The sequence below is a fragment of the Xanthomonas populi genome, from assembly GCF_002940065.1.
Classification (GTDB): Bacteria; Pseudomonadota; Gammaproteobacteria; order Xanthomonadales; family Xanthomonadaceae; genus Xanthomonas; species Xanthomonas populi.
On record NZ_MDEJ01000315.1, the window covers coordinates 1 to 578 of the forward strand.

Consider the following 578-nt stretch of genomic DNA (forward strand, 5'->3'; position numbering starts at 1 on the left):
TCCAGGCGGCTGGATGACATGGGCAACTCCACTTGGCGGTGAAGTCGTTCAGGTCAGGTCGCCTGGACTACTTCACAACCTTTGGTGTTGCGAATCAGAGTTGAAGCCGCCGGTGCTGTGCGGGTGCGAACAAGCCTGACCTATGATCACGGGACAGAACTGACGCGCTACGTCAAGCTGATGGATGGGGTAAACATGGAGGTGTGGTTTGCCGACCCGCCTGCGCCCTGGCAGCGCGCAAGCAACGAGAACACCAACGGCCTGCTTCGCCAGTTGCTGCCCAAAGGAGCGGACCTGTCTTGGGTCAGTCAGCAATATCTCACTCACATCGCCTGACTGATGAACACCCGTCCACGGAAAAGCCTGGGCTGGACACCACCCAGCGAGGCAATGGAAGACGAACTCGCAACGTTCACATCACTTGTTGCACGTGAGTCTTGAGACCGCTGTCCAATAAAAACGGCGCTCCCCGAAAGGGGAAAGCGCCGTTTTTTCTTAAGTTAAGGGCACCTCGAACAACCAAGTCGTAGCCGTGGTGACACGCACTGGATGATGACCATACCTTCAAAAAATCAGCG

1 pseudogene is annotated in these 578 nt (G+C 56.2%); it reads left to right on the forward strand.

Going from position 1 to position 578, the window contains the following annotated elements:
* Positions 1 to 123: 123 nt before the first annotated feature.
* Positions 124 to 441: pseudogene (locus XpopCFBP1817_RS21065) on the forward strand (IS30 family transposase); the annotation flags it as partial.
* Between the last annotated feature and the right edge of the window lie 137 nt (positions 442 to 578).